We start from the raw sequence: 22,585 nt of genomic DNA on the forward strand, positions 1-22,585 counted from the left end.
GATGTTTTCCGCCCGGCTGGCACAGGCCGCAACGCAGATCCAATCGCAGTTCGACACCGTTTTGGGCGGTTTGGATGATGTGCCCGTAACCCACGCGATGGCCCATGCCACCAAGGGTGGCAAGCGGCTGCGCGGGTTTCTGGTGCTGGAATCGGCGCGGCTGCACGGGCTGGACCCTGCCGCCGCTCTCTGGCCCGCCACCGGCATCGAGGCGATGCACGCCTATTCGCTGGTCCACGACGATCTGCCCTGTATGGACGATGACGATCTGCGACGGGGCCAGCCCACAGTTCATGTCAAATGGAATGAGGCCACCGCCATGCTGGCCGGTGATGCGCTCCATGCGCTCAGCTTTGAATTGGTCACGCACAGCGACGTCGGCCCTGCGCGCGCCGATCTCGCGCACACACTGGCACTGGCCGCCGGGCAAAGGGGCATGGTGCTGGGGCAAGCTTTGGACATTGCCGCCGAAACTGCCGATACGCCGCTGACACTGGACCAGATCGAATACCTGCAACGCGGCAAAACAGGTGCCTTGATCGAATGGTCAGCCTGTGCCGGCGCCCGTATGGCAGGGGACGATACGGCACCCTTGCGCCATTATGCCCAAGCGATGGGGCTGGCGTTCCAGATTGCCGATGATGTTCTGGACGTGACCGGCGATGCCAATACCGTTGGCAAGGCAACGCGCAAAGACGCGGATGCTGGCAAAGCCACCTTCGTGTCTCTGCTGGGTCTCGACGGGGCGAAACAGCGCGCGGCTGATCTCGTGCAATCGGCCTGCGACGCCCTAGATGTATATGGACCGGATGCCGACGTGCTGCGCGAAACCGCCGCATTTGTCATTCGCCGCGAGAAATGACAGAAGGCCGCACATGACGGACCGCCCCGACACCCCTTTGCTGGATACGATCCGGCGCCCCGCTGACATGAAACACCTCAGCGATGCCCAGCTGCATCAGCTGGCTGGTGAACTGCGCGACGAAACCGTGGCTGCGGTGTCGGTCACCGGCGGACATCTGGGCGCAGGTCTGGGTGTGGTTGAATTGACCGTGGCCCTGCACGCTGTTTTCGACACGCCGCGCGACAAGATCGTGTGGGACGTGGGGCACCAGTGCTATCCACACAAAATCCTGACCGAACGCCGCGACCGTATCCGCACGCTGCGCCAAAAGGACGGCCTGTCGGGTTTCACCAAACGCAGCGAATCCCCATATGATCCATTTGGTGCGGCCCATTCCAGCACCTCGATCAGTGCCGCGCTCGGCTTTGCCGTGGCGCGTGATCTGGGTGGCGTGACACCCGAAGGGCTGGGCGACGCGATTGCCGTGATCGGTGACGGCAGCATGAGCGCTGGCATGGCCTATGAGGCCATGAACAACGCGGGTGATCTGGGCAAACGTCTGATTGTCATCCTGAACGACAACGAAATGTCCATTGCCCCGCCTGTGGGCGCGATGTCGTCCTATCTGTCCCGTCTGTACGCCGAAGAACCGTTTCAGGATCTCAAGGCCGCCGCCAAAGGGGCTGTCAGCCTGCTGCCGCCGCCCTTTCGTGAAGGTGCGCGTCGGGCCAAGGATATCCTCAAGGGCATGGCCGTGGGCGGCACCCTGTTTGAACAGCTTGGGTTTTCCTATCTCGGGCCGATCGACGGGCACGACATGGACCAGTTGCTGCCCGTTCTGCGCACGGTCAAGGCGCGGGCGACTGGCCCGATCCTGATCCACGTACTGACAAAAAAGGGCAAAGGTTACGCGCCCGCAGAAGAATCCGCCGACAGAGGCCACGCCCGCGCCAAATTCGACGTGGTCACTGGCGAGCAGAAAAAAGCACCCAGCAACGCACCCAGCTACACCAGCGTCTTTGCCCAGCACCTGCTGAAGGAAGCCGCCGCCGATAACAAGATCTGCGCGGTGACAGCGGCGATGCCCGATGGAACCGGGCTGAACCTGTTTGCCGAACGCTATCCCAGCCGTTGCTTTGATGTCGGGATTGCCGAGCAGCATGGCGTGACCTTTTCGGCGGCGCTGGCTGCGGGCGGGATGAAGCCGTTCTGCGCGCTTTACTCGACTTTCCTGCAACGCGGTTACGATCAGGTTGTGCATGACGTAGCGATCCAGCGTCTGCCGGTGCGCTTTGCCGTCGACCGTGCCGGTTTGGTCGGAGCCGACGGTGCCACCCATGCGGGGGCGTTCGACATTGCGTTTCTGGCCAACCTGCCCGGTTTCGTGGTGATGGCCGCCGCGGATGAGGCCGAGCTGGCCCATATGGTTGCCACCGCCGCAGCGTATGACGATGGACCCATCGCGTTCCGTTTTCCACGCGGCGAAGGCACCGGCGTCGAGATGCCCGAACGTGGCACCCCGCTGGAAATCGGCAAAGGCCGTATAATCCGCAATGGCGGTCGCGTGGCGATCCTGTCTTTTGGCACACGTCTGAGCGAGGTCGAAGCCGCCTGTGAAAGTCTGGCCGCCAAGGGGATCACCCCCACCGTGGCCGACGCCCGCTTTGCCAAACCACTGGATCGCGACATGATCCTGCAACTGGCCGCGGACCACGAGGCGCTGATCACCATCGAAGAGGGCGCCGTGGGCGGCTTTGGCAGCCATGTGGCACAGCTTTTGTCAGATGAAGGTGTGTTCGATGCGGGCCTGAAGTTCCGGTCGATGGTTCTGCCCGATACCTTTATCGACCAGTCCAGCCCCGCCGATATGTATGCCACCGCTCAGCTGAGCGCCAAGGACATCGAGGCCAAAGTGCTGAGCGTTCTGGGCGTGTCACAGATCGGCGCCGAACGGGCGTGATCAGGCTCTAACTTGGCCAGATCCACACCGCGACACAAGCCAGCGCCGCCACCTGAACATAGCCTGCCAGCACCCACAGCCCATCGCGCGTGATCACCCCGAAGGCGATCATCGCGATGGCACCGGCGCAGAAGGACGATACAAACGGCAGAATTTCCAGAAACGGAAAGGTCGCCGCCGTCAGCATACACACCGCCAACGTCAAGGGGCGCAGCACACCCGACGTCAACACCCGAAGCCGTGGCCGTGAATGGGCGTCCAGCCACGCGCAGGGCGGCCTGAGCCAACCTGTCGCCGTCTTGACCCGATGCGCTGCCAGTTCCCGCCGCAGCAGGATTTCCGGCAGCCACAAATGCCGTCGTTTCCCGAACGCCTGCCCCATCAGCACCAGCAAAATCATCGAAGACATCGTCGGCACCGACGGAATACCCGACAATGGTGACACGATCAGAATGGACACCGCCAAAACCAATGGCATGATTGACCGGTCGCCAATAGCAACCAGAATATTACGCACCGACACGACCGATCCTTCGGCTGCGTGGTCAATCGCATCCAGAAGATGCGTCAGGGTCTTGTCGCCGGGTTCGGACATTCTTGGATCAGCCGTTCTTCAAAAGGGCGGCCAGTCCTTCGCGATATGTAGGATAGCGCAGCCGTACACCCAACGCCTCTTTGATCCGATCGTTCCGAACACGTTTGCTTTCGGCGTAAAAGCTGCGCGCCATCGGCGTCATATCGGCCTGCTCTATCGGAATGGCAGGCGGCACCGGCAACCCCAACAGCGTTGCCGCATGGGCGATCACCTCTTGCGGCGGGGCAGGATCGTCATCGCAGACGTTATATGCGGTGCCGGACGCAGGCTGTGCAATCGATGCAGCCAGCACCTGCGCAATGTCCTCGACATGGGTGCGCGAAAACACCTGACCCTGCTTGATGATGCGCCGCGCGGTGCCTTGCCTTACTTTTTCGAACGGACCTCGGCCGGGTCCATAGATGCCCGCCAGCCGAAAAATATGTAGCGGCAAATCGGGAATTGCACGCCATGCCGCTTCGGCGTCCTTGCGCATCTGGCCGCGTTTGGTGGTGGGGGTCAGGGCTGTGTCCTCGTCCACCCAATCACCGTCATGGTCACCGTAAACGCCGGTGGTCGACAGATAGCCAAGCCATCGCAGATCACCCGCCCTAGCCTCGATTGCATCCTGCAAATCGTTCAACACCGGATCACCATCTGTCGTGGGCCCCGCCGAAATCAGCACATGCGACGCCACGGCGAGTGCGGGCATGACATCGTCACCATCCGGCCAGATCAGCGGTTCGACGCCCGTTCGGGCAATCTCGTCCGTCTTATCCGCGCTGCGTGTTGTGCCAATCACGCGCCATCCCTGCGGGATCAGTACCGCCGCCAGCGCGCGCGCCGAATAACCGTGCCCAAAGGAAAGCAATGTCTTGTTCATACACCATAGGTGCCCCGCCGCGTTCCTGCGTTCAAGCCCCTTGCACAATACGCCCCAAAGCGAGAGCATGTCGCCATGAGCGATGATCCAGACCTGAACGCCGCCTACGCCCTACAAACGCCCGAGGACTCCCGGCAGCTGTACGCCCGCTGGGCCAACACCTATGACACCACATTTGCCAGCGCCAACGGCTATGTCCTGCATATGCAGGTGGCATCGCTGTTCGTAAAACACGGCGGCAAAGGGTCGGTGTTGGACGTGGGCGCAGGCACCGGCCTGTGCGGTGCAGCGCTGACAGCGCATGATATCAAGCCGGTAGACGCCACCGACATCTCTCCCGAAATGCTCGAGGTGGCGCGGGCAAAGGGTATCTATCGCAAACTGTTCACCGGCGACATCCTGCGTGGTCTGGATGTGAAAGATGGCACCTATGCCGGCGTTACCAGCAGTGGCACATTCACCACCGGACACGTCGGTCCGGACGCATTGGACGAGGTAATGCGCGTGGTAAGAACCGGCGGGCGGATCACCCTTTCGATCAATGCGCAGCACTTCTCGGCACAAGGGTTCGCCGCTAAATTCGCCTCGTTAGAGCGTGATATTCACGGCCTGACCCTAACCGATGTGCCCATTTACAGCCCCGAAACCACAGGGGACCACGCAAAGGACCTGGCCCGTGTGGCCAGCTGGATCAAACGTTAGCGCCCCTTCCACACCGGATCACGTTTTTCGGCAAAGGCCTTTGCGCCTTCCAACTGGTCCTCGGACGCATACAGCGCATCGACCGTCGGTAACTGCCGCTTGGTGATCCGGTTCATCGCATCCTGAAATTTCGCATCCTCGGCATCGCGCACAATTTCTTTGATCGCAGCGTAAACCAGCGGCGGCCCCGAGGCGAGCAAACGCGCCAGTTCCCACGCACGGTCGTTCAGCGTATCGCCCGGTAGCACCTCGTTCACAATACCCCAGCGGTGCGCCTCGGTGGCGTCGAACCAGCGGCCGGTCAACAACAATTCCATCGCGATATGATAGGGAATCCGCTTAGGCAATTTCACACTGGCCGCGTCCGCGACTGTACCCGACTGAATCTCGGGCAGCGCAAACTGCGCATGATCCGCCGCCAGAATCATATCCGCACTCAGCGCCAGTTCCAGCCCGCCGCCGCAGCATATTCCGTTCACGGCAGCAATCACCGGCTTGTTAAGGCCGCGCAACTCCTGCAAGCCGCCGAAGCCGCCGACGCCGTAATCCGCATCCACCTCGTCCCCATCGGCAGCCGCTTTCAGATCCCAACCCGGGCAAAAGAACTTGTCACCTCCGCCGGTGATGATGGCCACACGCAGGTGCGGGTCATCGCGAAAACCGGCGAAAACGTCGCCCATGATCCGGCTAGTCGCCAGATCAATCGCATTGGCCTTGGGGCGGTCCAGCGTAACGTGCAGAATACCATCTTCGTGGCGGGTCTTGATCGGGTCCATCTGTCAGTCCTTTGCAATTCGGATCAGCGCGTCGGCAGCGACGGCGCGTGTGGGGGTGCAAATCAGCGGGTTGATCTCAACTTCGCTGATCACATCAGCCTGCGCAATCACATAGGATTGCACGGCCATGATCGCGCCCGCGATACTGTCAGGGTCGGCAGCAGGCTTGCCACGATATCCGGTCAACAGAGGGGCGCATTTCAACTTTGTTAGAGCCTGTTTTACGGCGACTTCATCCACGGGCAGCAGCATTGACACGGTGTCGGCCAGCAACTCGGTCAGCACACCCCCGGCACCCAGCGTCAGAACAAACCCGTGCGCCGGATCGCGCGTGACACCAACCAGTAATTCAACCACGCCATCGGTCACCATTTCCTCGACGATCGCACCCGTGCCGGGCAGCTCTGCCAAAACGGCGTTCACCTCGTCCATACCAACGTTCAGCCGCACGGCTCCGGCTTCGGTTTTATGTGCCAACCCCAGCCCCTTAACTGCAAAGGGGGGTGTCAGACCGGACAAGCCGAACCCGCTTTTTTGTACATCAGAGACTGATTTTGGTACAGGAACACCATATTGGGCAATCACCCGCTTGGCATCGGCTTCGCTCAGGATAGCACCTGAACGCTCGGCACCTGCGGGCAAGGGTGCTGTGGCAGCGACATGACCCAGATGTGCTGCGATTTCAGCGGCAGCAATTGCCTCGGTCAACCCGTTCATAGGCACCACGCCGCCTGCCATCAGTCTTTGTGCAACGCTCAACGGCATCAATTCAGGCAGCGTCGCCACCATCGCCACAGGCCGCCCCGTCTGCGCACGCACACGCAACGCGGCCAATGTCGCGCATTCCCAATCCGTCGCATCGGTGTGCGGATAGTCAACAATCAACAATGTCAGGCCGATGTGATCCGCCGCCATCGGCGCCCACGCCTGTGTCATCGCCTGTGCATCGCGCCAGATATAAGTGTTGTAATCCAATGGGTTTGATAGCGCGACCATCGGCCCCAATGCAGCCCCCAACGCCTGCCGCTGCCCCCTCGTCAGAGCCGGAAAGGAAACAGCACGCCCATGCGCCGTATCCGCAGCAAGGCTTGCCTCGCCCCCCGAACAACTGATTGATGACAGCGTCGGCGCATCCAGCGGTCCGGCCACGTGCAACAACTTCAGCGTCTCGACAAAGGTCGGCAAATCGCGCACCCGTCCGATGCCCAACCGCGCCAACAAGGCTTGCGCACCAGCATCTCCGCCTGCCAACGACGCCGTGTGCGATACCGTCGCGCGCTGCGCCTGCTCGGATGCGCCAACCTTCAATGCAACCAACGGAACGCCACGCTCGGTGGCCCGCATCGCAAGCCGGTGCCACGCAGCGGTATCGCCAAATCCTTCAATGTGCAGCCCGATGGCGGTCACGCGCGGATCGTCCAGCAACCCCAGCGCAATATCTGCCTGCGCTGTCTGTGCCATGTTTCCGCATGCAACCGTGTAGGCAATGGGCAATCCGCGCAACTGCATCGTCAGGTTGATCGCAATATTCGAACTTTGCGTCAGAATCGCCACGCCCGTCTCTACCCGTGCACAACCATGCTGGTCTGGCCACAACAGCGCGCCGTCCAGCGCATTGATATATCCATAGCAATTCGGCCCCAGCAGCGGCATGTCCCCCGCAGCTGCAACCAGTTGCGCTTGCAAATCTGCTCCGCTTACATCTTCTGCCGCAGCTTCGGCAAAGCCTGATGCAAAACAAACCGCACCGCCGGCCCCCATTCTGGCCAGTTGCCCGACCACATCGATGGCAACATGCCGGTTCACGCCGATAAAAACCGCGTCCGGCGGGTGCGGTAAATCCTCGACCGCGGGCACCGAAGCGATCCCCTCAACCACCACACCTTTTGGGTGAACGATCTGAATATCACCCGAAAATCCCATAAGCACAGATTGTTTCACCACCTGCGCGCACCACGCACCGCCGCCAATTACGGCAATCGAACGGGGCCGCAGCAACCGCGACAGATCACGCATCATATTGGGCACTCCAAACCTGAGTTCTTTTGGCCCGCAATATCCCGGGGGGAGGCCGCAGGCCGGGGGTTGGCCCCCCTCTACGCCCCCAAAGCACGCAAAAGCTCGCGGCTGATGATGTGCCGCTGGATTTCACTGGTTCCGTCCCAGATCCGCTCAACCCGCGCATCGCGCCAGAACCGTTCCAGTGGATAGTCGTCCATCAACCCCATACCACCATGAATCTGGATCGCCGCATCCGTGACACGCCCCAACATCTCGCTGGCATAGAGCTTTGCCGATGCAATTTCGCGGTTCGCAGGCAGCCCTTTGTCCAGCCGGTCGGCGCTGGCCAGCGTCAGCAGGTCTGCGGCGTCAATCTCGGTGATCATATCGGCAATCTGGAACGAAACGCCCTGAAACTTGCCGATTTTCTGCCCGAACTGTTCCCGCGCGGCGGCATAGGTCAGCGCATAGTCGAACACCCTGCGCGCACGGCCCACCGACATGGTCGCAACCGTGATCCGCGTGGCATAAAGCCATGTGTTCATCACCTCGAATCCGCCATGCACCTGGCCCAGCACCTGCGCATCGGGCAGGCGGCAATCGTCAAACTCCAGAATCATGTTCTTGTAGCCGCGGTGCGACACTGACTTATACCCGTCACGAATGGTGAAACCGGGCGTTCCACGGTCCACCAAAAATGCGGTAATCCGCTTTTTAGGGCCTTTTGGCGTCTGATCCTCGCCCGTTGCGATGAAAACGATTATAAAATCTGCATGATCCGCACCCGAGATAAAATGTTTGGTACCGTTCACCACCCAGTCGCCACCGTCACGCACGGCGTTGCATTTCATACCCCGCACGTCGGATCCGGCTCCCGGTTCGGTCATCGCCAGCGCATCCATCCGCTCTCCGCGCACGGCGGGCATCAGATAGCGGTCGATCTGTTCGCCTTCGCAGGCCATCAAGATGTTCTGAGGCCGCCCGAAAAAGTGGTTCAGCGCCATTGATCCACGCCCCAGTTCCCGCTCGACCAGCGCGAATTCCACGTGGTTCAACCCGGCGCAGCCGACGCTTTCAGGAAAATTACAGGCATAAAACCCCAGATCCAGAGTCTTTTGCTTGATCTCCTGTACGATCTCGGCGGGGACTTCTCCGGTGCGTTCAACCAGCTCTTCGTGTGGGTAAATCTCGTGCTCGACAAAGCTGCGGACTGTGTCCGCAATCATCGTCTGCTCGTCCGTCAGACCGTAAATCATGTGCTGGATCCTTATCAGCTGGCGTAGTTAGAGCCTTCTTCGTCGAGAATGGCCTTCAGCTCAGCCAGATGGCGTTCATCCTGTTCGGGATAATCCTCAAGCTCTTGCGCCGTCTTTTCCGCGACATCGTCGGGCAGCACGCGCAGCGGCTGTCCGGTTTGCAGCGCACGGATGTATGTTTCGGCGGCGCGTTCGAAATAGTAGAGCCTGTTAAAGGTGTCCGCGACTGTATCGCCAATGATCATCACGCCGTGGTTGCCCATGATCATGACCTTTTTCTTGGGGTCGTTGAACAACCGCGCGCAACGCTCGCCTTCGTCCTCGAACGCCAGCCCGTTATAGCCGTCGTCGATCACATAACGGTTGAAGAATGTGGCGCAGTTCTGGTCAATCGGCGGCAGGTTGCTGTCGGCAAGCGATGCCAGCACCGTCGCGTGAATCGAATGGACATGCATGGCGCAACGCGCATGCGGGCAGTGGCGATGGATACCGCCATGCAGGCCCCAAGCGGTCGGGTCCGCATCAACGCCAACCATGCTGTCGGGATCGTTGGCGTCCATCTCGATCAGGTCCGATGCCTTGATCCGTGAAAAGTGCATCTGGTTGGGATTCATCAGAAACTTGGTGCCATCATCATTCACGGCCAGCGAAAAATGGTTTGCCACCGCTTCGTGCAGGTTCAGTCGCGCGGTCCAACGGAAAGCGGCGGCAAGGTCAACGCGTTCCTGCATATGTTCCATATTTGGGCGAATCTGGGTGACGGACATGAGAAGCTTCTCCGGTTTTCAAGTTTCGCCCAGAGTGGCGGGGACAGCGCCGGATGGCCAACGAAAAAACTGTTGTCACGGCATAAGTAATGCTAATGGCTGGTTTATGAATACCCGCGCCCTTCCCCCGCTGAACCAGCTTCGCGCCTTTGAGGCAGCCGCCCGCCATCTGTCGTTTACCGCCGCTGCAGGTGAGCTGAACATGACGCAAAGTGCGGTCAGCCAGCAGATCAAATCGCTTGAGGGCTATCTGGGCCAGCCACTGTTTTACCGGCGGCCCCGCGCGTTGGAGCTGACGGTAACGGGGCTGAATTACCTGCCGGTTGTCCGCGATGCGTTCCAGACACTCAGCCGGGGAACAAGGATGCTGGTCGACGGTGATGCACGTGACGCGCTTCAGGTGCAGTGCAATCTGACCTTTGCCACCTGCTGGCTGGCCCCGCGTCTGCCCCGCCTGTACGCCCGTCACCCCGATTTGCATCTACAGATCAACACCGCAATCTGGGATCCAATGGAACGCGGCGACATGGCTGATATCGAGATACGGTTTCTGATGGCCCCCGCGCGCGACCGGCCTGCGGAACGGTTGACCTGGGACACATTCTATCCGGTCTGCGCCCCTGATTATCAGGTGGCGCTGGCCGATATTGCGCGGCATCGGCTGTTCTACTGCACCGCGATGCTGACCACCTGGGATGCGTGGGCCGAAGGCACTGGCCTGCCCCCTGCCAATGGCCCAAAGATCACCCACGCGCAGGTTCTGGCGACAGCACTTGCCGCTGCGGAAGCCGGCGCAGGACTGGCGATGGGGCATGATTGCGCCACGCGTCACGCCATCGCGGAGGGTCGTTTGGTCCGCCCCTTTGCAGGCGCGGTTCAAATGCACGAGGCGTACTATCTGTCATTGGCTCCACAGGCGGAAGACAATGCGCACGCCCGCGCCTTTGCCAATTGGGTCAAAGACGAGATGGCGGCGGATTACCCTTTGCCAGGCTCTGGAATGGGACGTGACGGAACCCAAGCATAGCCGTCGGCGCACAGGATATACGCCTCGCGCAGGCCGTGGGGCTTGTCTGTGGGCGGCTGCAGGATCATGGCCCCCGAAGCGCTGGCCCGCTTTACGGCGGCATCCGCATCGGTGTCGTACAACCGGATTTCCAGTCCGGCACCACGCGGCGGGTTTTCGGGCAACAAGGCCTGCAACGGATTGGAATGATAGGTGCCGTCGCTGTGCAGTTGAAACAACTGATCCCCATAGGCCATGATTGCGAAATCATCCGAAACCCGATGCGCGATCATCTGGAAAACAGTCTCTAAAAACGTCACATGCGCCCGCACGTCCCGTACCAGCAGGTTCAGACCAATACCCTGCAAACTGCGGCCAAAGTCGGCGGCGTCAATCGTTTCATAATCCATGTCGTACCGTCCCCAGGCTGATGCGGTGCGTCAAGTCATTCCGGCAAACGAACGCCATCACTGTCAATCAGCAAATCGCCGTTTTCCTTGGCATAGGGGGCAGGTGGCCAGTTAGGCAATAGGTCCAGAACCTCGCCCGACGGGCGGCACAACCGCACACCGCGCACGCAGGCCACGATGGGACGATTTACAAGGATCGGATGCGCCACCATCGCGTCCAACAGGACATCATCACTGACGCCATCCTCAAGCAGCCCCAAATCTGCCGCCGGTGACTTTGCCACGCGCAGCGCGTCCTGTGGGATCAGGCCAGCGGCGGCAAACAGCGCCAACAATTGCGGGCGGGTCCAGCCAACCTTGAGATATTCGATGATGGTAGGTGTATAACCCGCATCACGGGCGATCTGCACCACATTGCGAGAAGTGCCACAAGTCGGGTTATGAAATATGACGATATCCATGTCCTGACCTGCCCCAGTTTCGTGACGTTTTCAAGAATGCAGCCGCAGCCCCTTGCACCCACCTGCAACTTTGGAACAAATGGGGCATGGAACACATCCCCTTTCCCTCATGGCCCGATGTGGCCGCCGACCTGATCGCCGTGGCTACTGGCCGCACGCCTGCGCAGACCGTTATCAAGGGTGGCAAGTGGGTCAACGTCCACACGCGCGAAGTGCTGGACAACCACGACATTGCCATAACGCACGGTCGCATCGCCTGCGTAGTACCTGATGCCGGTTATTGCTCCGGCCCGAACACCGAAGTGATCGAGGCCAAGGGCCGCTACATGATCCCCGGCCTGTGCGACGCGCATATGCATATCGAAAGCGGCATGCTGACCCCCGCCGAATTTGCCCGCGCCGTGATCCCCCACGGCACCACCAGCATGTTCACCGATCCGCACGAAATCGCCAATGTGCTGGGGCTGGAAGGCGTGCGGATGATGCACGACGAGGCGCTTTTGCAGCCCGTCAACATATTCACCCAGATGCCCAGTTGTGCGCCCAGCGCACCGGGTATGGAAACAACCGGTTTTGAAATCTCGCCCGAAGACGTCGCCGAAGCTATGGGCTGGCCCGGCATTGTCGGCTTGGGTGAAATGATGAACTTTCCCGGTGTCAGCAACGCCGACCCCAAAATGCTGGCCGAGATTGCAGCGACGCAGGCGGCGGGCAAGACCGTGGGCGGGCACTATGCCTCGCCCGATCTGGGGCCTGCCTTTGCGGGCTATGTGGCGGGCGGCCCCGCCGACGATCACGAAGGCACCTGCGAAGCGGACGCCATTGCGCGGATGCGGCAGGGAATGCGGGCGATGATCCGGCTGGGCAGTGCGTGGTATGATGTGCAAAGCCAGATCACCGCGATCACCGAAAAGGGGCTGGATTCGCGCAACATGATCCTGTGCACTGACGACTGCCATTCCGGCACATTGGTGAACGAGGGACACATGAACCGCGTGGTGCGCCATGCCATCGACTGTGGTTGCGATCCGCTGGTGGCCTTGCAGATGGCCACGATCAACACCGCAACCCACTTTGGGCTGGAACGCGAGATCGGATCGCTGACACCCGGACGGCGGGCCGATGTGATCCTGACCTCGGATCTGAAAACGCTCCCGGTTGAATACGTGATCGCACGTGGCAAAACAGTCGCTGTCAATGGCGAAATCGCTGTTGACTGTCCACATTACAACTGGCCTGAGACTGCGAGGCAGACGGTGAACATGGCCCGCGATCTGACGGCGAACGACTTTGGTATCGACGCTCCAAAGGGCGCCAATGCAGTCACGGCCAACGTCATCGGCGTGGTTGAAAACCAGGCCCCTACCAAAGCGCTGCAATTCGAATTGCCCGTCACCGAGGGCCGCGTTCAGGCCACCGGCGAGGTCTGCCAGATCGCGCTGGTCGAACGGCATCAGGCCACGGGCGGCGTGGTCAATGCATTCGTTTCAGGCTTTGGCTATGAAGGTCAGATGGCGATGGCCTCGACTGTTGCCCATGACAGCCACCACATGATCGTGGTGGGCACCGACGCCGACAACATGGCGATGGCTGCCAACCGTCTGCGCGAAGTTGGCGGCGGCATCACCGTATTCAAGGATGGCACCGAACTGGCATTGGTGGACCTGCCGATTGCGGGCTTGATGTCCGACAGCCCCGCCCGCGACGTCGCCGCCAAGGCCGAGGCGATGATGGACGCGATGCGCGCCTGTGGCTGCACGCTGAACAACGCTTATATGCAACATTCGCTGCTGGCGCTGGTGGTGATCCCCGAACTGCGCATCTCGGACCTTGGCCTTGTCGATGTGCGTACCTTTGAATTCAAGCCTGTAATCGAGACACATACATGACCCGTATTCTGACGCCGGACGATGGCCACCCACGCACCTTTTCCGACGCGACAGAGGCCGTGGATTACCTGCAAGAGCTGTATACAGCCGCCACCACATTCCTGCGTTCGCAGTTTTTACAGGCCATGTCCGAAGGTGCGCCCGATGCCCGTGTGCGGGCCTTTTACCCCGAAGTGCGGGTAACCACCTTAAGCTATGCCCAGATCGACACTCGCCTGAGCTTTGGCCACGTTCCAATGCCTGGCACTTATGCGGCAACAATCACGCGGCCAGACCTGTTTCGCAATTATCTGATCCAGCAGATCGGCCTGCTGATCGATCACCACGGCCAACCCGTACACATCGGTGCGTCAGACACCCCCATTCCGGTACATTTCGCGGTTGGATCAGATGCTGCCGTTCAGGTGCCACAACAGGGCGCTGCCGACTTCACCCTGCGCGATGTCTTTGACGTGCCGGATCTTTCGACTACCAATGATGACATCGTTAACGGCACCTACTCCTCCAGCGACGGTGTTGGTCCGCTTGCCCCGTTTACCGCCCAGCGCATCGATTATTCGCTGGCACGTCTGGCGCATTACACTGCCACCGACCCCGAGCATTTCCAGAATTTTGTGCTGTTCACCAACTACCAGTTCTATGTGTCCGAATTCGAAGCCTTTGCCCGCACGCAACTGGACGACCCGGACAGCGGCTATACCGCCTTTGTCTCTACCGGAAACGCGACGATCACCGCGGGCAACCAGCCGCTGGCGGATCCGGTTAAGATGCCGCAAATGCCAACCTATCATCTGAAGCGCAAGAACGGCAGCGGCATCACTCTGGTGAACATTGGTGTCGGCCCGTCCAACGCCAAGACCGCGACCGACCACATTGCCGTACTGCGCCCGCACGCTTGGCTGATGGTGGGGCATTGCGCCGGTCTGCGCAATTCGCAAGCCTTGGGCGACTTTGTACTAGCCCACGCCTATCTGCGCGAAGATCATGTATTGGACGACGACCTGCCGGTCTGGATTCCGATCCCTGCACTGGCCGAAATCCAGATCGCGCTACAACTGGCGGTGGGCGAGGTCACTGCGCTGGAAGGGTTCGAGCTTAAGCGGATCATGCGCACCGGCACCGTGGCCACCATCGACAACCGCAACTGGGAACTGCGCGACCAATCCGGGCCGGTCGCACGGCTGTCGCAGTCGCGCGCGATTGCGCTGGATATGGAAAGCGCCACAATCGCGGCCAACGGCTACCGGTTCCGGGTGCCATATGGCACGTTGCTGTGTGTCTCGGACAAGCCATTGCACGGCGAGTTGAAGCTGCCCGGCATGGCCTCGGAGTTCTATACAACACAGGTCCAACGCCATCTGATGATCGGAATTCGCGCGATGGAACAGTTGCGCAAGATGCCGTTGGAACGTATCCACAGCCGGAAACTGCGCTCATTTGACGAGACAGCGTTCCTCTGATCGGCGGATTCAGGGGTAAATCGACGAAAATAAGCGAAAATGTACGATTAGCGCTTGTCTTGGACCACTATTCGTTGTGTTCATATACAACATTCCGTTACTCTACGGGCGTGAGGCCCTATAATTCGGGCGGACGAAGGAGACCATAAAATGGCAAAACCAATGACAAAGACCCAACTCGTCGCCGCACTGGCCGAGGACATGGGGACAGACAAGAAATCCGCAGGTGCTGCACTCGACGCCGTTTGCGCGCTGATTACGCGTGAAGTGTCCGGCGGCGGTGCCGTCACCCTGCCCGGCGTTGGCAAAATCTACTGCCGCGAGCGCCCCGAGCGCATGGTGCGCAACCCTGCCACCGGCGAGCAGTTCAAGAAAGAAGCCGACAAGGTTGTCAAAATGACAATCGCCAAAGCGCTGAAAGACAGCGTGAACGGCTGATCTTGTCTGCGACATGATTTATGCAAAGGGTCACCCGTCGGGTGGCCCTTTGTTGTTTCAGGGGAAAACGCGCTGCAGCAGATGGCATTGTCCTGCCAGCATCTTGCCTCGGGGTGGCAATTGCGAAAGGGTCGCCGCCACAGCACCCCTTAGGACCGCACCCCCGACATGGATATAAAAGCAATCTTGATGGGCGTCTTCTTTGCCCTGATCTGGTCCTCTGCCTTTTCGTCGGCGCGGATCATCGTGGCGGATGCGTCGCCTTTGGCCTCGCTGTCCTTGCGGTTCTTTTTGTCCGGCATCATCGGTGTCATCATTGCACGGATGATGGGCCAGACATGGAACCTGACCCGTGACCAATGGCGCGCGACACTGGTCTTCGGTCTGTGCCAGAACGCCATCTATCTGGGTCTGAACTTTTTCGCGATGCAGACTGTACAGGCGTCGCTGGCATCAATCATTGCCTCGACCATGCCGTTGATGGTGGCCGCGGCGGGCTGGATCGTATTCCGCGACCGGCTGCCGTTGTTCGGCGTGATCGGATTGCTGTTGGGCATTGTAGGCGTGGTTATCATCATGTCGGCGCGGATGGACGCGGGCGTGGATTTGCGCGGCGTTGCCCTGTGCGTTATCGCCGCCGTCTCGCTGACCGTCGCCACGCTGTCGATGCGCGGCGCGTCGTCGGGTGGCAATCTGATGATGGTGGTGGGGCTACAAATGCTCGTGGGCTCTGGCGTGCTGGCGGTGGTGTCGGCGCTGACCGAGACCATCCACGTTAACCTGACGCCCGAACTGGTTGCGGCCTTTGTCTATACCATGCTGGCACCCGGTTTGCTGGCGACGTACATCTGGTTTGCGCTGGTTCAGCGCATCGGCGCGGTCAAGGCGGCCACGTTCCACTTTCTCAACCCGTTCTTCGGCGTCGCCATCGCGGCCTACCTGTTGGGCGAACAGTTGGGCGCACACGACATTCTGGGCGTTGTGGTCATCGGATTGGGTATTCTTGCGGTACAACTGTCACGCGCTGTAAAAACCTGACTCCCAGACACCCTAAACCGTTGAGACCCGCGCGCCGTACCCGGTAAAGTGCTTGAGTATTCAAGGAGCCTTTGATGAACCGCCGCGCCTTTCTCACCACCACTTCAGCCGCACTTGCCCTGCCCCATGTCGCATTTGCCTTTCAGGTGCGCACCTTCACCCCTGCGCTTTGGGATGAAGTGCGATCCACCGATCAGGTCGTAATACTGAACTTTCGCGCAAACTGGTCTCTGACCTGCCAGATCAAACAAGAACTGATTGCCACGGCGATTACGGAAAACCCGGCTTATGGCCAGTTGCAATTCATCAACGTGAACTGGGACACCTATGGCCGCTCGCGCATGGCCGAAAGGTTGAAAGTCGAGCGACGTTCAACCCTGTTGGTGATGAAAAACGGCAGCGAAATCGCCCGTCTGGTGAACGAACCCCATGCCCGTAAAATCCAGAGCCTGATGGATACCGCTCTTGATGCACGCTGAAACGCGGGCACGCGGGCGGGTCGTTTTCAGAACAGTCAGCGCCAGTCCTGCCACGCTAGCCTGCGGGCATGACGATCGTTCCGCGCCGCTATGTTTTCCTGTTGATCCCCGGTTACAGCCAACTGGGCTTTGCTTGCGCGCTTGAAGCGCTGAGTCTTGCCAACCTGCACCCCTCGCGCCGGACCTATTACACTTGGACCGTGCTAAGCGAGAATGGCGCGCCTGTGCCTGCCTACAATGGTATCACCACTGCGGTTGATGGCCCGCTGACCGAATTACGACGCGACGACACGCTGGTGGTCTGCGCGGGTGAAAAGGCGGGGGCAGGCAGCACCAAACCCGTCCTGAACTGGTTACGCCGTGAGACACGTCGGGGCATCGACTTTGGCGCGCTGTCGTCAGGCGCTTATACGCTGGCACTGGCAGGGCTGCTGTCAGGCAAGCGGGTCGTAACCCATTGGCAGTACCGCGATGCGCTGTGCGAACTGCTGCCGGATGTGATTATCGAAAAGGGACTGTTTGCCATCGACGGGCGCGTGTTCACCACCGCAGGCGGGGCCGCATCGATGGATATGATGCTGGCGCGCATTCGGGACGAATACGGACAAGACCTGGCGACTTGGGTAGCGGATCAGATGGTCTATACCCATCCAAGACAAAAGGAGCACGCCCAGCGCATGTCGGCGGGCGGCCCTGCCGAAGCGCGCAATCCCAAACTGGCACTGGCGTTGCAAGCGATGGCCAACAACCTTGAAGATCCGTTGCGCCCGGACGAGATTGCCGATCTGGTCGGATTGTCCACCCGCCAGTTGGAACGTCTGTTCGCCAAATACCTCGCCGTATCGCCCAAACGGCATTATCTCAGCCTTCGGCTGGAAAAGGCGCGCGGGCTGTTGCGGCAGACCTCGATGAGCGTGACAGACATTTGCGTTGCCTGCGGATTTCAATCCCTGTCACATTTCTCGAAATGCTACCGCAGCAACTTTGGTCTTAGTCCAGGCCAAGAGATGCGCGGTACCCATTTGTTGTGGACCTCGTGAACGCACGCTAAACCTTGGTGAAATAGACCCAAGGTATTTCAATGAAACTGCTTTTTGTTCATCAGAACATGCCCGGCCAGTACCGTGAATTTGTCCAGTGGCTGGCCGAAACCTGCGATCACGATATTGTCTTTCTGACCCAACGCAAACAGCCACCCGTCATGAAGGGCGTCCGCGAAGTGACTTACAAGGCCCATCACCATGCGTCCGAGCACGCCTATGGGCTGGTCAAAACATGGGAAAATGCCGCCGGATCCGGCTTTGGCTGCGCGATGGCTGCTCAAGGTTTGCGCGACAAAGAGGGCTGGACGCCCGACATCATCATCGGACACGTCGGCTGGGGCGAATTGACCTTTATGAAGGAAATCTATCCAGACGTGCCGATCATCGGTTTTTTCGAGTACTACTATAGCGTCAAAGGCGGCCCTGTCGGCTTTGACCCCGAAAGTCCGGTCAATGATCATGCGCCCTTTATCATGCAGGCGCACAATACCGTGCCGCTGGTCAACATTGACCGCGTGGATTTGGCGCAGTGCCCAACCGAATGGCAAAAGAGCCGGTTTCCAAAAGCATTTCATGACAAAATGTACGTCTGTCACGACGGCATCCGCACCGACATGCTGCAGCCCGATCCGGACGTCAAATTGCGGCTTGGGCGGATCGACCACCCGTTAACCCGTGCCGATGAAATCGTGACCTATGTGGCCCGCAATCTGGAGGCTACGCGCGGATTTGACCAGTTCATGCGCGCCCTGCCCGACATTCTGGAAGGTCGCCCAAATGCCCGTGTGATGGTGGTGGGTGGCAACGACACATCCTATGGCGGTAAATCCAAGCATCCCAATGGCCTGCGCGGCCAGATGGAGGCCGAGGTAGGGCATCGCGTGGATTGGTCCCGCGTGCATTTTCTGGGGCAGGTGCCCTATGACGCCTACCGGAAGCTGATCCAGATCAGTCGCTGCCACATCTATCTGACCATGCCGTTTGTACTGTCTTGGTCGCTTTTGGAATCCATGTCGATGCAGGCCACTATCGTGGCCAGCGACGTGGACCCTGTGCGCGAGGCCATCACCCACGGAGAGACTGGCATGTTGGTGGATTTTTTTGATCCGGCAGCACTGGCAGCACAGGTTGTCGACGTTCTGGCACGGCCGGATACCTATGCGCATCTGGGCCCGAACGCGCGGGCGCATGTGGTGAAAACGTATGATTTCCTCGGCGTATGCCTGCCTGAACACCTGCGCCAGATCAACGCGCTGGTGCCCGCAGACAAGGCGATTGCCCTGCCCGCCTAAGCCATCAGTTCGCCGAATTTCCAACCGTGTTGAAGACGCCAAAGACTGACCCCACCAACCCCAGAACTGTGCGGGTGCCATTGATCGGGCTTTCGGTCACCAGCACGACATCGCCAGAGTTGATCCAGAAGTTGCGCGCCGAAAAAAGACCGTCGGCTTTGGTCAGATCCAGCGTGAACACAACACGCGGCTGGCGCGGCCCGTTCATACCGGTGCGCACTGCGCTGGAGGGGTATTCACGTTAACTCGCCGAGTTTGCAAGTTGACATGCCGTTCGTTGATCAAGCGGCATGTGCCGCGGATTTCCACGCCTCGAATGCTTCGAGCCGATGGTAGCGGATGGTGAGGGCAGAGCGGCGGCGGGCTGGGACAGAGAAGGAATTTCGGGTTGCGGACTGCATAGATACAAAGCGTTGTAATCCACCCGGCGATCGGAAGCCTTGCATCACCCGCTCTCGCTTTCGGAAGGGCAAGTGGCTGTTCTCGGCACGGTTATTGAGATGGGGTGGTTGCCGTCCTCCCCAAACGGCATCGCAATGTGCCAAGGTCGTGGTGTTCGACATCATGAAACGGAAAGGACGGCAAATGAAAGATACAATGATCGGAGTGGACCTGGCAAAGAACGTTTTCCAGCTTCACGGGGCAAGCATGACTGGGCAGTTGAAGTTTCGTAAGAAGTTGTCCCGCTCACAGTTTCGGGAGGTTCTTTCGGCGCAACCACCCGCGGTCATCGTCATGGAGGCGTGTGGCAGTGCCAGCTACTGGGCGCGCGAGCTGGCCCGACTTGGTCACGAGGTGAAACTGATCGCGCCGCAATATGTGAAACCATTTGTGAAGCGCCAGAAAAACGATGCCGCGGACGCAGAAGCTATCGTCGTCGCGGCGCAGCGTCCGGAGATGAGGTTTGTTCCTGCCAAGTCTGAGAGCCAACAGGCCCGTGCGATCCTGTTCCGGAACCGGGAGCGTTTGGTGAACCAACGGACTGAGTTGGTAAATGGTCTGCGATCAATCCTCTATGAGTTCGGGCATACAATCCCGCAGGGCATAGGGAATTTGAGCCGCGGGAATGAGATCCTTGAGGACCCGAATTGCGATCTTCCAGACCTGGTCCGCCAGGAGTGTCGAGACCTTTTCGAACTGATTGAAGAGACCACTGTCCGGATCGACGCCAAGTTGAAACGGATCAAAGCCTTGTCCACTGAGACGGACACGGCCAAACGACTTCAGACGATGCCGGGCGTTGGCCCTTTAAGCGCCCTTGCCATCGAGGCATTTGCTCCACCACTGGAGACATTCACCCGGGGCCGCGACTTTGCGGCCTGGCTGGGCCTCGTGCCACGACAGCATTCATCAGGCGGCAAACCCCGTCTGGGGCGAATGTCAAAGGCGGGCCAATCTGACATCAGAAGGCTTCTGATTATCGGAGCGATGTCACGCTTGAGCCAGTTAGGTCGCAAATCCATACCCAAAGGATCTTGGCTGGAACGTATGCTCGCGCGCAAGCCGAAGATGCTGGTCGCAATTGCGCTGGCCAACAAGATGGCCCGGGCCCTATGGGCCATGCAAACGAAGAAGGAAAATTATCGGGATCCGACGCAGGCGGTCGCTACATGACCACGGTGTAGCGCAGGGCCGATTGACGTCGGTAAAGGAGGTGTAAGGAGTCAAAGACCTGAATGGGCAGAATGATCGAACAGATCTGGATCGGGAAAACCAGGATAAGGGAATGAGCGTCGAAGCTCGTTGTTGAGATATGGACCTGATCCGCAGATCACCATCCCGGCCAGCGGCTTCTGGAAATGCCGCACTCGAAGGCCTGACAGAAGCACGCACTCGATCACCAACTCAAGAGGTCTGAAAAACATCTTGCATCAAGGACGGCAACCACAGAAGCCCCTTGTGTGACCAATGATCAAGGCCAGGCGCGACTTCGCGCTTGGCGGCGCCGTAGGATCGCAATTTGTCCGTAATGATCCTTTTGGGAACGAAGCCCCGGCGCTTCATCAGCTTGACCAAAAGCCGCTTTGCGGCGCGCTTGTCTCGCCTCGATTGAAGGATTTCTTCAAGAACAACGCCGTTTTGGTCGACTGCGCGCCAGAGCCAGTATGACCGGCCTGCGATCTTCACAACGACTTCGTCCAGATGCCAGACATCGCCAGGGCCCGGCTGCCGTCGCCGCAGAACGTGGGCGATCAGGGGGCCGAACTTGACGGTCCAGCGCCGGATCGTTTCATACGAAACGTCCACGCCACGTCCCAGCATCATCTCCTCTACCTCCCGCAGGCTCAAGTTGAACCGGACGTAGAGCCAGACAACATGAGCGATGATCTGAGGCGGAAACCGATGGCGTTTGTAGCTGATCTTCTGTGTCTGCATCGACACCGCCTACGCCCAGATCAATGAACCAGCAACCTCAGGCCCGTTAATGTGACAACACCGGCAAGATTATTGGATATCATAAAGCCCAGTATAGGAGGGCGGTTAAGGCCGGAATTTTTGACTTAAAGCGCGTCCGCGCTGTTGAATCACGTGCGGCAGAACCGGTGATAGAGACGAAACCATACGCTGAATCTGATGTCACCCATACTGGTTAAGAACCCAAGAAGATGTGGTGTTAATGTCAGGGCGCGCAGGTTTCAGGGTCGAAATTCCGCTTAGGCAGGCGGCGTAGTGATTGCTGCTGGAAAGCCGAAACCATGCGGGCCGGGGCGCCGAGGGGGGCAGGGTGTCTTACCTTTTCAGTCCGTCGACGAAGATGTCGAGGACACGCAGGACATTTTCGCGCCAGTCAGGCCCGGGCTGGCGGGCGTAGCAGATGGCGTATAGGGTTTGCACGAGATCTTCGGCGCTGACGCCGTCACGGATTTCTCCGGCCTTGCGACCCTTGTCCAGAAGCCGGTCCATTGCCGCGAGCACGAGGTTGGAGCGTTCGGTGTAGCCCTGTTTCAGGTCTTCCGTCATGACCAGACTCAGCGCCCCCAGCATACCGCGCTTGGTTTCCACCAGATTGACATTGGCGTGGAGCCAGCTGCGTATTGCCTCAAGGGGGTCTTCCCTTTCAGCCAGGTCTTCGGCGGTGCTCACAAGCTGGTCCAGTTCCCGGCTGAAGACCGCCATGAACAGCATCTCGCGGGTGGGGAAGTGCCTGTAGAGCGTGCCGATGCCGACACCGGCGCGCCGCGCGACGGCCTCGAGACTCGCTTTCGGACCGCCGCGACCCAGAACCTCTTTGGCCGCTTCAAGCAGCAGCTCGCGGTTCTTCTGTGCGTCGGCGCGCGGCTTGCGTTTGCCAATTTCCGCCAAAAT

Annotated in this window: 22 protein-coding genes and 2 pseudogenes; 12 read left to right on the plus strand and 12 right to left on the minus strand. The window is 59.7% G+C overall.

What is annotated here, in order from left to right; all coding sequences use genetic code 11:
- Nucleotide 1: 1 nt before the first annotated feature.
- Nucleotides 2-862, plus strand: a complete 861-nt coding sequence (locus SULPSESMR1_RS14960; RefSeq protein ID WP_089421556.1) for a polyprenyl synthetase family protein — start codon at nt 2-4, stop codon at nt 860-862.
- Nucleotides 863-875: 13 nt separating this feature from the next.
- A complete protein-coding gene (dxs, locus tag SULPSESMR1_RS14965; protein ID WP_089421558.1) occupies nt 876-2,804 on the plus strand; it encodes a 1-deoxy-D-xylulose-5-phosphate synthase in 1,929 nt (642 codons plus the stop codon).
- A gap of 7 nt (nt 2,805-2,811) precedes the next feature.
- Here the strand turns inward: dxs and SULPSESMR1_RS14970 are convergent, their stop codons facing one another.
- Nucleotides 2,812-3,399, minus strand: a complete 588-nt coding sequence (locus SULPSESMR1_RS14970; protein ID WP_089421560.1) for an exopolysaccharide biosynthesis protein — start codon at nt 3,397-3,399, stop codon at nt 2,812-2,814.
- A 7-nt stretch (nt 3,400-3,406) separates the two neighbouring features.
- Nucleotides 3,407-4,261: an SDR family oxidoreductase gene (locus tag SULPSESMR1_RS14975; RefSeq protein WP_089421562.1), complete on the minus strand. Its 855-nt coding sequence runs from the start codon at nt 4,259-4,261 to the stop codon at nt 3,407-3,409.
- A 75-nt stretch (nt 4,262-4,336) separates the two neighbouring features.
- Here SULPSESMR1_RS14975 and SULPSESMR1_RS14980 point away from each other — a divergent pair, with 75 nt between their 5' ends.
- Nucleotides 4,337-4,963 carry a class I SAM-dependent DNA methyltransferase gene (locus SULPSESMR1_RS14980; protein ID WP_089421564.1) on the plus strand — a complete coding sequence of 209 codons (627 nt, stop codon included), beginning with the start codon at nt 4,337-4,339 and terminating at the stop codon, nt 4,961-4,963.
- Here SULPSESMR1_RS14980 and SULPSESMR1_RS14985 read toward each other — a convergent pair.
- The 4 genes from SULPSESMR1_RS14985 to SULPSESMR1_RS15000 form a co-directional block, all read right to left on the minus strand.
- Nucleotides 4,960-5,739, minus strand: a complete 780-nt coding sequence (locus SULPSESMR1_RS14985) for a carnitinyl-CoA dehydratase (protein ID WP_089421566.1) — start codon at nt 5,737-5,739, stop codon at nt 4,960-4,962. The genes SULPSESMR1_RS14980 and SULPSESMR1_RS14985 overlap by 4 nt on opposite strands.
- A gap of 3 nt (nt 5,740-5,742) precedes the next feature.
- Nucleotides 5,743-7,758: an acetate--CoA ligase family protein gene (locus tag SULPSESMR1_RS14990; protein WP_089421567.1), complete on the minus strand. Its 2,016-nt coding sequence runs from the start codon at nt 7,756-7,758 to the stop codon at nt 5,743-5,745.
- 77 nt (nt 7,759-7,835) lie between these two features.
- The gene (locus SULPSESMR1_RS14995; RefSeq protein ID WP_089421569.1) at nt 7,836-8,996 is read right to left on the minus strand and encodes an acyl-CoA dehydrogenase family protein; all 1,161 of its coding nucleotides are present in this window, start codon (nt 8,994-8,996) and stop codon (nt 7,836-7,838) included.
- Between the two features lie 14 nt (nt 8,997-9,010).
- The gene (locus SULPSESMR1_RS15000; RefSeq protein ID WP_089421570.1) at nt 9,011-9,763 is read right to left on the minus strand and encodes a class II aldolase and adducin N-terminal domain-containing protein; all 753 of its coding nucleotides are present in this window, start codon (nt 9,761-9,763) and stop codon (nt 9,011-9,013) included.
- A gap of 106 nt (nt 9,764-9,869) precedes the next feature.
- Between SULPSESMR1_RS15000 and SULPSESMR1_RS15005 the strand changes: the two genes are divergently transcribed.
- The gene (locus SULPSESMR1_RS15005; protein WP_089421572.1) at nt 9,870-10,790 is read left to right on the plus strand and encodes a LysR substrate-binding domain-containing protein; all 921 of its coding nucleotides are present in this window, start codon (nt 9,870-9,872) and stop codon (nt 10,788-10,790) included.
- Here the strand turns inward: SULPSESMR1_RS15005 and SULPSESMR1_RS15010 are convergent.
- Both SULPSESMR1_RS15010 and SULPSESMR1_RS15015 read right to left on the minus strand, forming a co-directional pair.
- Nucleotides 10,742-11,179 carry a VOC family protein gene (locus tag SULPSESMR1_RS15010; protein ID WP_089421574.1) on the minus strand — a complete coding sequence of 146 codons (438 nt, stop codon included), beginning with the start codon at nt 11,177-11,179 and terminating at the stop codon, nt 10,742-10,744. The genes SULPSESMR1_RS15005 and SULPSESMR1_RS15010 overlap by 49 nt on opposite strands.
- Before the next feature lie 35 nt (nt 11,180-11,214).
- Nucleotides 11,215-11,640 carry an arsenate reductase family protein gene (locus SULPSESMR1_RS15015; RefSeq protein ID WP_089421575.1) on the minus strand — a complete coding sequence of 142 codons (426 nt, stop codon included), beginning with the start codon at nt 11,638-11,640 and terminating at the stop codon, nt 11,215-11,217.
- 86 nt (nt 11,641-11,726) lie between these two features.
- On the opposite strand from SULPSESMR1_RS15015, the gene ade reads away from it, so the two are divergent.
- From ade to SULPSESMR1_RS15050, 7 genes are all read left to right on the plus strand, one after another.
- The gene (gene ade, locus SULPSESMR1_RS15020) at nt 11,727-13,529 is read left to right on the plus strand and encodes an adenine deaminase (protein ID WP_089421577.1); all 1,803 of its coding nucleotides are present in this window, start codon (nt 11,727-11,729) and stop codon (nt 13,527-13,529) included.
- A complete protein-coding gene (locus SULPSESMR1_RS15025; RefSeq protein WP_089421579.1) occupies nt 13,526-14,989 on the plus strand; it encodes an AMP nucleosidase in 1,464 nt (487 codons plus the stop codon). Before ade ends, SULPSESMR1_RS15025 begins: the two co-directional genes overlap by 4 nt.
- A gap of 150 nt (nt 14,990-15,139) precedes the next feature.
- Complete coding sequence (locus tag SULPSESMR1_RS15030; RefSeq protein ID WP_028955749.1) at nt 15,140-15,427, plus strand: HU family DNA-binding protein; 288 nt, start codon at nt 15,140-15,142, stop codon at nt 15,425-15,427.
- 168 nt (nt 15,428-15,595) lie between these two features.
- Nucleotides 15,596-16,465, plus strand: coding sequence for a DMT family transporter (locus tag SULPSESMR1_RS15035; RefSeq protein WP_089421580.1), 870 nt, complete (start codon nt 15,596-15,598; stop codon nt 16,463-16,465).
- A 74-nt stretch (nt 16,466-16,539) separates the two neighbouring features.
- The gene (locus SULPSESMR1_RS15040; protein ID WP_089421582.1) at nt 16,540-16,944 is read left to right on the plus strand and encodes a thioredoxin family protein; all 405 of its coding nucleotides are present in this window, start codon (nt 16,540-16,542) and stop codon (nt 16,942-16,944) included.
- 68 nt (nt 16,945-17,012) lie between these two features.
- Nucleotides 17,013-17,984: a GlxA family transcriptional regulator gene (locus tag SULPSESMR1_RS15045; RefSeq protein ID WP_089421583.1), complete on the plus strand. Its 972-nt coding sequence runs from the start codon at nt 17,013-17,015 to the stop codon at nt 17,982-17,984.
- 41 nt (nt 17,985-18,025) lie between these two features.
- Complete coding sequence (locus SULPSESMR1_RS15050) at nt 18,026-19,279, plus strand: glycosyltransferase family 4 protein (RefSeq protein WP_089421585.1); 1,254 nt, start codon at nt 18,026-18,028, stop codon at nt 19,277-19,279.
- A 4-nt stretch (nt 19,280-19,283) separates the two neighbouring features.
- Here the strand turns inward: SULPSESMR1_RS15050 and SULPSESMR1_RS15055 are convergent, their stop codons facing one another.
- On the minus strand, nt 19,284-19,487 hold the full coding sequence (locus SULPSESMR1_RS15055) for a hypothetical protein (RefSeq protein ID WP_198362807.1): 204 nt from the start codon (nt 19,485-19,487) through the stop codon (nt 19,284-19,286).
- Between the two features lie 73 nt (nt 19,488-19,560).
- Nucleotides 19,561-19,779 (minus strand): annotated as a pseudogene (locus SULPSESMR1_RS25450) (IS6 family transposase); the annotation flags it as partial.
- A gap of 85 nt (nt 19,780-19,864) precedes the next feature.
- On the opposite strand from SULPSESMR1_RS25450, the gene SULPSESMR1_RS15065 reads away from it, so the two are divergent.
- Nucleotides 19,865-20,893 (plus strand): IS110 family transposase, encoded by a 1,029-nt coding sequence (locus SULPSESMR1_RS15065; RefSeq protein ID WP_089419576.1) that lies wholly within the window; start codon nt 19,865-19,867, stop codon nt 20,891-20,893.
- 276 nt (nt 20,894-21,169) lie between these two features.
- Here SULPSESMR1_RS15065 and SULPSESMR1_RS15070 read toward each other — a convergent pair.
- Both SULPSESMR1_RS15070 and SULPSESMR1_RS15075 read right to left on the minus strand, forming a co-directional pair.
- A pseudogene (locus tag SULPSESMR1_RS15070) lies at nt 21,170-21,655 on the minus strand (IS6 family transposase); the annotation flags it as partial.
- Nucleotides 21,656-22,009: 354 nt separating this feature from the next.
- Nucleotides 22,010-22,582 (minus strand): TetR/AcrR family transcriptional regulator, encoded by a 573-nt coding sequence (locus SULPSESMR1_RS15075; protein ID WP_089421587.1) that lies wholly within the window; start codon nt 22,580-22,582, stop codon nt 22,010-22,012.
- Nucleotides 22,583-22,585: the final 3 nt, after the last annotated feature.

Source organism: Pseudosulfitobacter pseudonitzschiae (genome assembly GCF_002222635.1).
GTDB classification, from domain to species: domain Bacteria; phylum Pseudomonadota; class Alphaproteobacteria; order Rhodobacterales; family Rhodobacteraceae; genus Pseudosulfitobacter; species Pseudosulfitobacter pseudonitzschiae_A.